The following is a 14,028-nucleotide window of genomic DNA, read 5'->3' on the forward strand; positions in this document are numbered from 1 at the left end:
ATTAATGTCTTTAAGTTTTACTAACCCAACCAAACTAACCTTATTATTATTTTTATTTTTCAGTAGTTTTTCTTGGTCTCAAAACGACACGCTTGTTTTAAAAAATAAGGACAAAATTATTGGAGAAATAAAATCTATGGACAGAGGTGTTTTAACATTAAAAACAAGTTATAGCGATTCTGATTTTAAAATTACATGGCTTGATATTATTAGCATTAGAAGTGAGCAAACTTATATGTTAACCTTATCTGATGGAACCCGAGTAAACAGCACGCTGTACACAAAAACTGGAAACGAAGGAAAAGTAACCCTAAACCATACCGAAGAACTTACTACAGATATTAAAAATATAGTCTATATAAAACCTGTAGAAAACGATTTTTTATCTCGTTTAACAGCCTCCGTATCTTTAGGTTTTAATATTACAAAAAGTAATAATTTAAAACAATTCTCTGTAAGTAGTAATCTAAGCTATACAGCATACAAATGGTTACTATCTGGTAGTTATAACTCGGTTAGAAGTAATCAAGACGATATTGAAGAAACGCATAGAACAGATGCCAATGTTATGATTAATTACTTTATGAAAAACGACTGGTTTTATTCTATGTCGGCCGATTTCCTATCGAACGATGAACAAAAATTAAAATTACGGTCCACTATAAAGGGAGGTCTAGGTAAATATATGGTTCATACAAATAGAATGTATTTTGGTGGAGGTTTTGGTTTGGCTTTTAACAATGAAAAATATACAGACGAATTAAATACAAATAGAAACTCCCTGGAAGCCTATGGAGGTTTACAGTTCAACATTTTCGACTTAAATGACATTAGCTTAAACACGGATATAACATTTTTCCCGAGTTTAACAGAGGGAGGTCGTTATCGTTTGGATTATAATCTTAATTTTAAATACGATTTGCCTTTAGATTTCTTTATAAAACTAGGCTTATCTTATAACTACGATAGTAAACCAGTAGAAGGAACTTCAAATTCAGATTATGTGTTTCAGTCTTCTTTTGGATGGGAGTTTAACTAATTATTTAAATGCTTATAATTAAAAACACCATTTTAAATCAAAATCACCAATTTAACATTTAAAACACTGATTTTAAGATAGTTTTAATATTGTTTCATTTTAAGATTTGTATATTCTATATGAATCATAAAACAAAACAAACGCCATGGGCAAGATAAAAGATAAAAAGAAATTTGAACGAACCAAGGAACAAACCAATCCTACAAATCCTATTGGAAAAATAAAAAACGAAGTCAACCAGTTTGATATAGATAAGGACACCATAAAAAAGCAACAAAATAAAAAATAAATAAAATTATTCAGTTTTTACAGAAACCTATTCCTATTAGAATGGGTTTTTGTTTTGTCTAAAAATAACACTAGTTAAACTACCTTATGGCATTAAATATTGTACTTATAGAACCAGAAATACCAAATAACACGGGCAATATTGGACGCTTGGCTTTAGCGTCTGGTTCCAATTTACATTTAGTAAAACCTTTTGGGTTTGAGATAAGCGATACGCGATTAAAACGTGCCGGATTAGACTACTGGCAACATTTAAATGTACATTATTACGAAAACATCGACGAGTTCTTTAGTGCAAACTCAAATGCAAAAATGGTGTTTCTATCTAGTCATGGTACAAAATCTCATTGGGATATCTCCTTTGAAGATGAGATGTTTTTGGTTTTTGGAAAAGAATCGGTGGGTTTACCAAAATCTATTCTTGAAAGCCATTCGGAAAAATTATTTAAAATTCCTTTATTTAGTGAACATGTTAGAAGTTTAAACCTGGCCAATGCTGTAGGCATTGTTGTTTACGAAGGACTTAAAACTATATAGAAATAATTTCTATTACCTGCTAAACAGAACGTATAGAAGTTGTTCTAATTTCTTAATATAAATTTTAAACTTATGAAATATCACGTGATTATCAATAGTGTAAAATCTGTTGAAGAATTAAAAGACGCTTGGTCAAATAATGATTATATACAATTACTTGAAAAATTTGGTTTTGACGATGCAAAAGACTCTAAGCCGGAGGATTTACTTGAACTTCTCTTTATGGCAATATCAGATTTTGAACCAGAAGAAGCTGCTGCCATTATTTTAGATTATAAATTATCAGAGCATTTAAACGAAAATCAGATAGAACAAATTTCTCATGAAATGTTATTGGATAAAATATCAGAAGAATATGCTGACATTACATTACATCATGAATTATATAATATCAATCAATTATTAAATAGGGCTTATAATGGCACCTTTCCAAATGCTAAAGCTACATTAATTGAGTTTGAAATGACTCCAAATAAAGAGGTTTCAAAAGAAAATGTATTAAAAGCTTTTAATGCTACACTTGCCAATAGCAATATTATAAAGCGTTTATTTTCTAATCAACTTGCTGGCCAAGAACCATTTGAAGAAGCAGAAAGTATTATTTGGGATTTAACTTCTAACGGAGAAAACACATATGTATTAACCACATCTGAGTATTGGATGAGTAAAGACGAGTTTTCTGAAGCAGAGTTCGACGTAACTACTATCGAATTTGAAGGGGAAGAAGACGATTAATCTTCTACTTATTAGGGTTAAGGTTGTTATTTTTTTCTTGCTCGTACAAAATCCACTGTAAAGCCTCTTCCCTATCTGAAAATATGCGGAGGTTCCAAGCTTCTTTTCTAGGAAGCTTATCTAACATATCTGTTGCCATGCTGGTTGTTTGATTATATGCAACTACAGCCATAGCCGCAATTTCCTTGATAGTTGCTAAGTTTCTTTGTGCAAGAAAATTATAAGTATAAGCATTTTTTTTATTGATAATTAAGTAGAACGGAGCTTTTAATTTAGATCTCAATAAATCGTGATAATGGCCTATCATTTCTTCGTCCATAACCACTCCTCGGTTGATTATAACTTCAGCAATTTGCTCTTGTAAAACAATTATTTTACCGTAAGGCACTGTTATTATTTTCATTTCTTAATCGGTTGGCATATACAAAACCTAGAAATCTAGATAAGGCCAATTATCTATACCAATAAAGTTACAATAAAAATAAAAACAATCTGTTTTACAATGTATTTTTTTATAAAATAATTCTCAGCATATTTACATGCGCTCTGGCACCTGAATCCCCAGCAAGCTAAAAGCATTTTTAATAATGTTAGCCACAACCATAGATAATTGTATTCTTAATAGCTTTTCGGTATCTGTATCTGCACCAAGAATAGATACATTCTGATAAAAAGAATTGAATTCCTTAACTAAATCATAGGTGTAATTTGCTATTAAAGCTGGACTATGATTGTCTGCTGCGTTTTGAATAACCTCCTCAAAAAGTTGAATTTGTTTAATTAATTCTCTTTCTTTTTCATGTAGAGTTATTTCTGTTGAATCTAAGACAACATTAGAATCCATATTGGCTTTTCTCAATATAGATTGAATTCTGGCATAAGTATATTGAATAAACGGTCCTGTATTTCCTTGAAAATCTATCGACTCCTTTGGATCGAATAAAATTCGTTTTTTAGGATCTACTTTTAAAATGTAGTACTTTAAAGCTCCTAAGCCAATTACCTTATACAAATCTTGTTTTTCAGATTCTGTATAACCGTCAAGCTTTCCTAATTCTTCTGAGATGTCTCCAGCTGTAGAAGCCATTTCTTTTATTAAATCGTCGGCATCTACAACAGTTCCTTCACGGCTTTTCATTTTACCCGATGGCAAATCGACCATCCCATAACTTAAATGAAACAAGTTATCAGCCCATTCAAAACCTAATTTCTTCAGTATTAAAAACAGTACTTGAAAATGATAATCTTGCTCATTTCCAACCGTATAAACCATTCCGCCTACGTCCGGAAAATCTTTAATACGCTGAATAGCTGTTCCAATATCCTGTGTCATATAAACAGCAGTTCCATCACTTCTTAAAACGAGCTTTTCATCTAAACCTTCGTCTGTTAAATCGCACCAAACAGAACCATCTTCCTTTTTAAAGAAAACACCTGTTTTTAAACCTTCAGTAATAAACTCTTTTCCTAATAAATAGGTTTCGCTTTCGTAATATAAGGTATCAAAATCTACCCCTAAGTTTTTATAAGTAATGTCGAAACCAGCATAAACCCAAGCATTCATTTTCTTCCAAAGTGCAACCACTTCCTCATCGCCAGCTTCCCATTTTAAAAGCATGTCTTGAGCGTCTTTTAAAATAGGCGCATTCTTTTTTGCTTCCTCTTCAGTTTGACCTTCTGCAATTAAATTTTGAATTTCCTTTTTGTATTCCTGGTCAAATTTCACATAATAGTTCCCAACAAGTTTATCTCCTTTAACTCCCGTAGATTCAGGGGTTTCGTTATTTCCATAATGCTGCCAAGCAACCATACTTTTACAAATGTGAATACCTCTGTCGTTAATGACTTGTGTTTTATAAACTTTCTTTCCAGAAGCTTCTAAAATTTCAGATACGCTATAACCCAATAAATTGTTTCTAATATGTCCAAGATGTAATGGTTTGTTGGTGTTTGGCGAAGAATATTCTACCATAACAGCTTTATCTTCTGGCTTTGGACTAACATAACCGTACTGTAAATCTGTACTAATCTTGTTAAAAAACTGAATATAATAACTATCACTTATTTCAACATTTAAAAACCCTTTTATAACATTAAAACCAATTACTTCTTCCACATGCTCAACTAAGTATTCTCCAATAATTTCGCCTATTTGTACTGGGTTTCCTTTAACAACTCGTAACATGGGAAAAATAACTACAGTTATATCTCCAGCAAACTCCTTTCTTGTAGCCTGAAATTCGACGGATGGAAGTTCTTTCCCAAAATTAGTTTGAACGGCTTGAATAACTTGCTTGCTTAGGATATCTTGAAGACTCATGGTTTATGTTTTTTAAGGATGCAAAGATAAAACTTTTATCACAGCTGAAAAGCCTATCCATGTAGTTAATATGGCTTATTAAATTTTATAAACTCAAAACACCAAATTAATTCTAATTTTAGCACCATATCCAATTGTATTTTTAGAAAATGCAGAACATGCATTTCATCGACTAAAGTGCAGTTTTTCCTACTTTTTTACCTTTCATCGAAAGCTCTTTTTTAGTCAATTTTTTTTAGCATCATTTCAACCAATTTTTTGGCATTAAAACCCATAAATTAGATTATTACGTCTCTTTTCACAATTTTTGTTAGACAAAGCTATTAATCGTCCCCAAACTATGGACACAATTGAACTATCTAACTATTGCGACTCTAAATAAAAGCTACCCCTCTTAACCTCAACAAGTTAAAAGCTCATTTTATTGTTGCAAAGCTATCTTATGAAAAACTTATTTTCTATAGTTGCTTGCCTTGTTTTTTTCATTGGTTTTACTCAAACCAGAGAACAGGATAGTCTTACCATTCAATTAGCTTTTCAAAAATCTGATACCACCAAAATAGAGACCTCTTTACTTCTTATTAAAGAATTATACAATAATGATGAATATGATAAGGCTCTAAAGTACATTTCGCAAACAGAAAAACTGTCGCAAAACCTCAATTACAAAAATGGGATTGCAGAAATTACATATTACAAAGCTTTAATTTATGCGTTTAAAGATGATTATATAAACTCTAGAGACAATTATTTAAAGGCAAAAGAGCTATTTATTCAGTTGCAAGATACCTTACATATAGCAAAAGTTAACAACAGCATTGCTTTAAACGAAATTAAACGAGGCAACTACAACACTGGGCTTCAATACTCATTGCTGGCATTAAAAGAGTTTGAAAAAAGAAACTTAAAACAAGAGTTACTTACAGCTTATAAGTGTTTAGCTAGGGCCTACTTTCAAATAAACAACCAGTCAAAAGCGACCGAATATTATTCAAAAGCTTTAGAAATTGAAAAGCAATCCAATAATAATAATAATAATAATAAAGGTTCTATTGAGGTACTGGAAAAGTTAGCTAGTCTATACTCTCTTCAAAAGGAACATAGAAAATCTATTGACTATTACGAACAAATTTTAAAGCAAATTCCTTCTGAAAACGATTCTCTAAGAGGCGAAATACTTCCAAAATTAGGTGGCGAATATCTGCAATTTAATGAGTACGACAAAGCTTTAGAGCATTTGGTTAAAGGATTAAGGTTAAACCGAAGTTTAAATAATTCGCATGGAATTCTTGTTTCCTTAAACAATCTTGGCGCATTAAATTTACATAGAAAGCATTTAAAATATGCCGAAATTCAGTTATATGAAGCTAAAGATATTGCAAATGCAATTGACGACAAACAGGAGCAATTAAAGAATTATGGCCTATTAAAATCTTTAGATTCAACCAATAAAAGGTTTGATCGTGCATTTATTTGGCAAAAAGAATATTATCAGCTGCAAAACGAATTAGAGCAAGCTGAAATTAAACCACAAACAGAAGAAGAAACTCCTCAAATAATAAATAACTTAGGAATAAGCTCTAAAGTCAATAAGGAGGTTTCTAAAAATGAGCAGGAACCTGTAAAAACTCAAAAAGAATTTGATAGATTAAGGCTTATTTTTTATGGATTACTAGGAGCTATTGCCATACTTTCTACATTCTTAATTCTTATCTATTTAAAACGAAATAGCCGTCTGAAATATACTAGAGAACTAGAAGAAAAAAACGAACGTATTGAAATTCAAAATGAAGCCATTTTAGAACAAACAAAACATTTAGAAGATATTAATAAGGTTAAAGACAGACTTTTCTCTATTGTTTCGCACGATTTAAAAGACTCCTTAACCTCTATAAAAGGTTTTATAGATTTATTAAAAGATGGCTCCTTAACTCATGAAGAATTTAAATCTTTAATTCCAGAATTAAGCGATAATGCGAATAATGCGTCTTTGCTTTTATTTAATCTATTAAATTGGTCTAAGTCGCAAATGCAATCTCTAGAATCGAACCCAACCCTTTTTGATTTACAAGAAGTATTTACCGATAAAATTAATTTATTGGAACAAAGCATGGAAAAGAAAGGTATTATTTTAAGAGATAAAACCTTACGCGATTTTGTTTATGCCGACAGAAGTATGGTAGAAATAATTATACAAAACATTCTAACCAATTCTATAAAATTTAGTAAAGAAGGAGATACAATTACTATTGCAAATCAAATAAGCAATGGCAAGTCTATAATCAGTATTTCAGATACTGGAGTTGGCATTTCAAAAGAAAACCAACAAAAACTATTTAAAAGCTCTTCTTTTACAACCATAGGTACCAAGAATGAAAAAGGTACTGGTTTAGGTTTAACTATCTGTAAAGAATTAGTAGAACTAAACCATGGTAGAATTTGGGTTGAAAGCGATTTAAATATTGGAACTACCTTTTATGTGGAGTTACCTAAATCGAATCCTCAAGATTAAGACTTAGGTAAAAACACCTCGGCCATCATGCAACGCGCACTTCCACCTCCACAAGTCTCAATAGTCTCTAAAGAACTTGATAAGATATCACAATGTTTTTCTATGGTTTTAATTTGAACCGGAGTTAAGCAATCGTGAGCAGCTTGACTCATTACTAAGTAACATTGGTCGTTTTCTCCCTTAACTTGCAGCATATTTCCAGCAAAATTAGCAACTTGCTCTTCTGTAATAGCAATTACTTCTTTCCCGTCTTCCTTTAATTGTTTTACAACATTTTTACGTTCTTTTTTATCGTCTATGGCATCTAAACAAATAACTGCAAATGTTTCTCCCAATGTCATCATTACATTTGTGTGGTAGATAACCTTACGTGTGTCTTCTACGGTTTGATAGGCTGTAAAAATAACAGGAGTATATTCAAAATCCTCACAAAATTCAATAAGTAAATCTTCATGAGCTCTTGCAGATAATGCACAGTATGCCTTTTTGTTAGCTCTATCTAAGATTAAGCTTCCTGTACCTTCCAGAAACACCTCTTCGTCTTCAGCCGAAGTATAATCAACAATTTGATTAATATGATAACCTAAGCTCTCAATTTCTTCGAGAACATCTTCTCTGCGTTCCACACGTCTATTTTCAGCAAACATTGGATATAAGGCAACATCCCCATTTTGGTGAAAAGAAATCCAGTTATTAGGGTAGATAGAATCTGGAGTATCAAACTCATCTGTATCACTAACAACAATAACCTGAACACCTACTTGCCTCAACTTTTTAACAAACACATCAAATTCTTCTTGAGCTTGAGTATTAATTTCTGCATTCTTCAAGTCCAATTCTTCCTGAAAATAATTATTTACAGCAGTTTGCTCATTCATTCTAAAATTAATAGGACGAATCATTAAAATGGTATTTGTGGTCTGTTGCATAAGTTTATTTTTTAAAGTGCAAAATTACCTATTTAAAACGAAAAGATATTGTTTAAAGCAATAAAAATTGTTACTTTACTCTGTACATATTTACTTTATTTAATTACAAGAATTTATGAAACGTTTATTAGTTATTATGCTGTGTTCGCAAGTACTTTTTCTATCGTGTATCGAGAGTAAAAGCACGAGAGAAATCAAACCTATAAATTGGGAAGAAAGAGAAATTAGCATGACCAAAACGGATAGTTTTAATTTAGGACAAAGTTACCTTTCTGTTTATTCTGAAATTTATAGCATTACAGAACACCGTACCATTAATTTAACCGCTACTGTAAGCTTGAGAAATATTAGCCCTACTAAGGATATCTATTTATTAAATGCCAGTTATTACAATACTTCTGGAGAATTATTAAGAACCTATTTTAATAAACCAGTAGCCTTAAAACCCTTAGAAACCTTAGAGATTATTATTGATGAAAATAATAAACACGGAGGTTCTGGTGCCAACTTTGTGTTTGATTGGGCCGTTGAAGACGAAAACGATCCAGAACCGCATTTTGAAGCTGTTATGATTTCTACTTCTGGACAGCAAGGGATTTCCTTTTTAACTCAAGGAGTCAAACTGTAATTTATGTAATTAGTAATAAATTAATTATAAAGAAATATAATAAAGCCTAAATGAGCTGGCTAAAAAAAACCTTAAAAATCTATACCAGAAAATGCCAAGCACCAACCTGATATTTATAATTCCTGTTTCAACCGGACTCATTTTCATAATTTCGGGATTCATAATGCTAATATTTCCACCTCAAAAAATAAATAATCTTTACGGTTATAGATCTCCAAGTTCTAAGAGAAATCAAGAAACTTGGGATTTTGCTCAGAAATACTCCTCGAAGGAATTGATAAAACTTGGAGGTTTATTAGCCTTATCTGGACTGCTTGGATTTATCTATCACCCAGTTAGAGACACAGCCATGATTATTGGTCTAGCATTAGTTATTTTAACTGTAATTATTCTCATAATTAGAGTGGAATCTGCAATAAAGAAGAATTTATAAAGACAGGTCGCAACCTGTCCTAACAAGAATAACATCTATAAACCTAAACAAATTACGCCACTAATCACCTTTTAATCTAAGGTGTAGAATTCGCCACCTGCAACAACTTTCCATTATAAAATTGATGTCCTTCTAAAGAAAAATTTCCAATATATTTCGACATTTCAAAAGCTGAAATTGGTGCTTCATAGCCTGGAAATGCTTCCTCTAACATCTCGGTTTGTACAGCGCCAAGAGCCAAAACATTAAAACTAGGTCCCGTTTCTTTAAATTCTTCTGCTAATAATTCAGTCAAAGATATCACGGCTCCTTTACTGGAACTATAAGCCGAAAGCCCAGGAAATTTAACGCTTCCTTGAACACCACCCATTGAACTAATACTAACTACATGCCCCATTTTACCCATAAATGGAAGCACGGTTTTTATCATTTCTGAAACTCCAAAAACATTGGTTCTATAAACCCACTCAAATTCCTCAAAAGTAGTTTCTATAAACGGTTTATTTAATAAGGCACCTGCATTATTGATTAAAATATCAACCTGTTTCCAATTATTTTTAATAAAATCTGTGATTTTACTAAAATTAGAAGGCTCAGTTATATCAAACGAAAACGTAGTAACATTCTCTAATTGAAGTGTTTCAACCGAAGCTTGATTTCTTGACAATGCCAATACTTGATGTCCTTGCTCTGCAAAATGCTTTACAAGCTCAAAACCGATTCCTCTACTAGTTCCTGTAATTATAATATGTTTAGTTTTCATGTAATGTAATTTCTTTTGTTGGTGTTTTACTCATTCTTTCAATTACGGGAAGCATCTTATTCATTAAACTTGCCATATGCTCATAATCTAACTGATCTGCTTCGTCTTTTACATGATGGTAATAGTCGTAATTAGATAAATCGCAAGACGAAATAGTCTGACTTGGCAATTTAAATTCCTCATAAAAAGGATAGTTATCAGAGGCTTTAAATAATTGATACTGCTTAGCAACTTCCGATAAACCTACAAGATTAGTTCCAGCATATTCGTTGATTTTATCTGCCATATTAGAGCTGTCATACCCTGTTACAAAAGCAACATATTCTCTGTCTGTAAACGGAACTCCAATCATTTCGAAATTTAACAAAGTGTACAGATTTATTTCTTCAGTCTTTAATTTTTTAGCCAAGTGTTTGGCACCTAACAAGCCCATTTCTTCTGCAGAAAATAAGACAAACATCAAGCTTCTTCCATTTGACTTAGTTTTTGTAAAGTATTTTGCTAAAGCTAAAACTGCACTGGTTCCAGCTGCATTGTCGTTAGCTCCATTGGCAATAGAATCAGTTCCTACAGCTTTTCCATAGCCAATATGATCGTAATGTCCGCCAAGAATGATAACCTCTTCTTTTAGTTTTTCATCATTCCCTTCAAGAAAACCAATGATGTTATATGCATTCTTTTCACCTACTTTAAAACTATCTCTATAAGTTTCAAAATAAGGTTTAAGCTTATAGCTCTTAAACTTATTCTCTATATAAGAAGCTGCTTGCTCAATACCTTCAGTTCCAGTATTCCTTCCTTTTAATTCATCTGAAGCTAAAAACTCAACCGTTTCTTTAAGTTCTATACTTGTTATTGGTTTGGAGTCTGAAGACGAAGTCATTATAACATCGTTTTTTGAAGGACTAGGAATCGAATTCTGACTAGGATCTTCATTATTCATTACAACCTTTGTAGACTTACAAGCCACTAAAAGAAATACAAAGCCAAAGAGGGTTAAAAAGTGTTTCATGAGTTTTATTATATTTTGTTTAAAGATAAAAAAACCTGTTTCATTTTAAATGAAACAGGTTAATAATATACTTAGTTTGGTTTAATATAAAAATAATTATACCAACATGGTTACAGGGTTTTCTATATAACCTTTTAAAGTAAGTAGAAATTCTGATCCTGTTGCTCCATCAACTGTTCTGTGATCGCAAGCCATGGTTAATTTCATGGTATTTCCAACTACTATTTGCCCATTTTTAACCACTGGTTTTTCAACAATAGCTCCAACAGATAAAATAGCAGAGTTAGGTTGATTGATAATAGATGTAAAGCTCTCTATTCCAAACATTCCTAAATTAGAAATAGTAAAGGTGCTTCCTTCCATTTCTTGCGGTGTCAGTTTTTTATTTCTAGCTTTTCCTGCAAATTCCTTAACAGACGCTCCAATTTGCGTTAAACTTTGCTCGTTAGCAAATTTTACTACCGGAACAACCAAACCATCTGGAACTGCAACTGCTACACCAATATGCACATGGTTATTTAATTTCATTTTATCGTCAAACCATTGCGAGTTTACTTGTGGATGTTTCTTTAAAGCCAACGCACAAGCCTTAACAACTATATCGTTATACGAAATTTTTGTGTCTGGTAACGAATTATATTGAGCACGGAAAGCCATAGCATTTTCCATATCAAACTCCACATTTAAATAGTAATGCGGTGCAGTAAATTTAGATTCCGCTAAACGCTTAGCTATAACCTTACGCATTTGAGAGTGCTTTACCTCATCGAAATCTTCTTGTCCTGTTGGAACAAATTTCCCAACTGAAGCCGTAGCCGAAGGACTAAAGTTTTCTATATCGCGTTTTATAATTCTTCCATTTTCTCCAGAACCTTTTACTTGAGAGATATTAATTCCTTTCTCATCGGCCATTTTTTTAGCTAATGGAGAAATAAATACCCTTCCTGAATCTGAAGATGATGCCGAAGTGGAACTTGAAGATGATACTTCTTTTTTAGTTTCCGTCTTAACAGGTTCTTCCTTTTCTTTTTTAGGCGCTTCTTTTGATGAAGCTTCATTTTTAGAGGAAGCACCTTCTGCTTTAAAGTTTTTAGCAATATTTGAAACATCTGTTCCTTCCGGACCAATAATGGCTAAAAGAGCATCCACCTTAGCCGACTCTCCTTCTTTTAAACCTATATATAATAAAGTTCCAGCTTGAAAACTTTCGAATTCCATAGTGGCTTTATCTGTTTCAATTTCTGCCAGGATATCGCCTTCAGAAACTTCTTCTCCTATTTTTTTAAGCCATGTAGCCACGGTACCTTCTTCCATGGTATCGCTTAAACGTGGCATAGTAACTACAGTTACTCCTTCTGGTAATTCTGTGTCTGATTCTTCTTCTGATTCTGAATCGGCTTTTTCTTGCCCCGTTTCTTCGTCCTTAGACCTGTCTTTATCCTCAGATGGCTCTTCAGATTTATTTTCTGATTTAGAACTGGATATTAAATCTGAAATATCTTCTCCCTCTTCGCCAATAATCGCTAATAACTCATCAACTTTTGTTGTCTCTCCTTCTTGCACCCCAATATGAAGCAAGGTTCCTTCATGAAACGACTCGAACTCCATAGTTGCTTTATCTGTTTCAATTTCAGCAAGAATATCGCCTTCTTCAATTTTATCTCCAACTTTTTTCAACCAAGTAGCAACGGTACCTTCTTCCATGGTATCGCTTAAACGTGGCATGTTTATAATTTCAGCCATAGCTTATATTTTGTGTTGTATAAATGGATAATCTTTTTGATCGTAAACAGCATCGTACATAACGTTTAATTCTGGATACGGAGATTCTTCAGCAAATTTTTCGCATTCGCTAACTAAATCTTTTACACGCTTATCTATTTTCTTTATATCGGCTTCCGAAGCATATTTCTTTTCAAGAATAATATCTTTTACCTGAGTAATAGGGTCTATTTTCTTGTATTCTGCTACTTCATCCTTTGTTCTGTAATGCTGGGCATCACTCATCGAGTGACCTCTATATCTATATGTTTTTAACTCTAAGAAAGTTGGTCCATCTCCACGTCTGGCTCTTTGAATAGCCTCATCGAAAGCTTCAGCAACTTTTACAGGATTCATACCATCTACTGGGCCACATGGCATTTCGTATCCTAAACCAAGTTTCCAAATATCTGTATGGTTGGCTGTACGTTCTACAGATGTTCCCATAGCATAACCATTGTTTTCGCAAACAAAAACAACTGGAAGCTTCCAGTTCATAGCCATATTAAAGGTTTCATGAAGAGAACCTTGTCTGGCTGCTCCATCTCCAAAACAACATAAGGTAACAGCGTCTATATTATGGTATTTATCTCCAAAAGCAATTCCTGCTCCTAATGGAATTTGTCCGCCAACAATTCCGTGGCCTCCATAAAAACGATGTTCTTTAGAAAAAATATGCATAGAACCACCAAGACCTTGAGAGGTTCCAGTAGCTTTCCCATACAATTCTGCCATAACACGTTTAGGATCAGCCCCCATCCCTATGGGTTGTACGTGATTTCGGTATGCCGTAATCATTTTGTCCTTAGTCAAATCCATGGCGTGTAAAGCACCAGCTAAAATAGCTTCTTGACCATTATACAAGTGAAGAAATCCTCTTACTTTTTGTTGAATATAAACGGCAGCAAGTTTGTCTTCAAACTTTCTCCAGAACAACATATCCTCATACCATTTTAGGTAAACTTCTTTGGTTATTTTTTGCATTTAATTACATATTAAAAAATATTTTTCAATATAAACCTCTTTAGGGTTTAAGAACATTTTCCTCATTTTTAGAAACAAGGAGAAACA

At 32.6% G+C, this 14,028-nt stretch carries 14 protein-coding genes; 7 read left to right on the forward strand and 7 right to left on the reverse strand.

What is annotated here, in order from left to right; translation table 11 throughout:
* Nucleotides 1-4: 4 nt before the first annotated feature.
* The 4 genes from OS188_RS09625 (at nucleotide 5) to OS188_RS09640 (ending at nucleotide 2,599) form a co-directional block, all read left to right on the forward strand.
* Nucleotides 5-1,039, forward strand: a complete 1,035-nt coding sequence (locus OS188_RS09625; protein WP_267148627.1) for a DUF481 domain-containing protein — start codon at nucleotides 5-7, stop codon at nucleotides 1,037-1,039.
* A 145-nt stretch (nucleotides 1,040-1,184) separates the two neighbouring features.
* Entirely contained in the window at nucleotides 1,185-1,328 is a 144-nt protein-coding gene (locus OS188_RS09630; RefSeq protein ID WP_267148628.1) for a hypothetical protein, read from the forward strand.
* 86 nt (nucleotides 1,329-1,414) lie between these two features.
* The gene (locus tag OS188_RS09635) at nucleotides 1,415-1,864 is read left to right on the forward strand and encodes a tRNA (cytidine(34)-2'-O)-methyltransferase (protein WP_267148629.1); all 450 of its coding nucleotides are present in this window, start codon (nucleotides 1,415-1,417) and stop codon (nucleotides 1,862-1,864) included.
* 72 nt (nucleotides 1,865-1,936) lie between these two features.
* Complete coding sequence (locus OS188_RS09640; RefSeq protein ID WP_267148630.1) at nucleotides 1,937-2,599, forward strand: hypothetical protein; 663 nt, start codon at nucleotides 1,937-1,939, stop codon at nucleotides 2,597-2,599.
* Between the two features lie 4 nt (nucleotides 2,600-2,603).
* Here OS188_RS09640 and OS188_RS09645 read toward each other — a convergent pair whose 3' ends face one another.
* Nucleotides 2,604-3,002, reverse strand: a complete 399-nt coding sequence (locus OS188_RS09645; protein WP_267148631.1) for an STAS/SEC14 domain-containing protein — start codon at nucleotides 3,000-3,002, stop codon at nucleotides 2,604-2,606.
* Between the two features lie 132 nt (nucleotides 3,003-3,134).
* Nucleotides 3,135-4,919 (reverse strand): arginine--tRNA ligase, encoded by a 1,785-nt coding sequence (gene argS, locus OS188_RS09650; RefSeq protein ID WP_267148632.1) that lies wholly within the window; start codon nucleotides 4,917-4,919, stop codon nucleotides 3,135-3,137.
* A 442-nt stretch (nucleotides 4,920-5,361) separates the two neighbouring features.
* Here argS and OS188_RS09655 point away from each other — a divergent pair, with 442 nt between their 5' ends.
* Nucleotides 5,362-7,431 carry a tetratricopeptide repeat-containing sensor histidine kinase gene (locus tag OS188_RS09655; protein WP_267148633.1) on the forward strand — a complete coding sequence of 690 codons (2,070 nt, stop codon included), beginning with the start codon at nucleotides 5,362-5,364 and terminating at the stop codon, nucleotides 7,429-7,431.
* On the opposite strand, the gene ctlX is transcribed toward OS188_RS09655, so the two are convergent.
* Nucleotides 7,428-8,360, reverse strand: a complete 933-nt coding sequence (ctlX, locus tag OS188_RS09660; protein ID WP_267148634.1) for a citrulline utilization hydrolase CtlX — start codon at nucleotides 8,358-8,360, stop codon at nucleotides 7,428-7,430. The genes OS188_RS09655 and ctlX overlap by 4 nt on opposite strands.
* A 115-nt stretch (nucleotides 8,361-8,475) precedes the next feature.
* On the opposite strand from ctlX, the gene OS188_RS09665 reads away from it, so the two are divergent.
* Nucleotides 8,476-8,988, forward strand: a complete 513-nt coding sequence (locus OS188_RS09665; RefSeq protein WP_267148635.1) for a DUF3124 domain-containing protein — start codon at nucleotides 8,476-8,478, stop codon at nucleotides 8,986-8,988.
* A gap of 91 nt (nucleotides 8,989-9,079) precedes the next feature.
* Entirely contained in the window at nucleotides 9,080-9,421 is a 342-nt protein-coding gene (locus OS188_RS09670) for an SdpI family protein (protein WP_267148636.1), read from the forward strand.
* 76 nt (nucleotides 9,422-9,497) lie between these two features.
* On the opposite strand, the gene OS188_RS09675 is transcribed toward OS188_RS09670, so the two are convergent.
* The 4 genes from OS188_RS09675 to pdhA all read right to left on the reverse strand — a co-directional run bounded on the left by OS188_RS09675 (nucleotide 9,498) and on the right by pdhA (nucleotide 13,941).
* Nucleotides 9,498-10,184 (reverse strand): SDR family NAD(P)-dependent oxidoreductase, encoded by a 687-nt coding sequence (locus OS188_RS09675; protein ID WP_267148637.1) that lies wholly within the window; start codon nucleotides 10,182-10,184, stop codon nucleotides 9,498-9,500.
* On the reverse strand, nucleotides 10,174-11,196 hold the full coding sequence (locus OS188_RS09680) for a M28 family peptidase (protein ID WP_267148638.1): 1,023 nt from the start codon (nucleotides 11,194-11,196) through the stop codon (nucleotides 10,174-10,176). Before OS188_RS09680 ends, OS188_RS09675 begins: the two co-directional genes overlap by 11 nt.
* Before the next feature lie 96 nt (nucleotides 11,197-11,292).
* On the reverse strand, nucleotides 11,293-12,939 hold the full coding sequence (locus OS188_RS09685; RefSeq protein ID WP_267148639.1) for a pyruvate dehydrogenase complex dihydrolipoamide acetyltransferase: 1,647 nt from the start codon (nucleotides 12,937-12,939) through the stop codon (nucleotides 11,293-11,295).
* 3 nt (nucleotides 12,940-12,942) lie between these two features.
* The gene (gene pdhA / locus OS188_RS09690) at nucleotides 12,943-13,941 is read right to left on the reverse strand and encodes a pyruvate dehydrogenase (acetyl-transferring) E1 component subunit alpha (protein ID WP_267148640.1); all 999 of its coding nucleotides are present in this window, start codon (nucleotides 13,939-13,941) and stop codon (nucleotides 12,943-12,945) included.
* Nucleotides 13,942-14,028 lie beyond the last annotated feature (87 nt).

The organism is Xanthomarina sp. F1114 (assembly GCF_026410255.1).
Taxonomy (GTDB): domain Bacteria; phylum Bacteroidota; class Bacteroidia; order Flavobacteriales; family Flavobacteriaceae; genus Xanthomarina.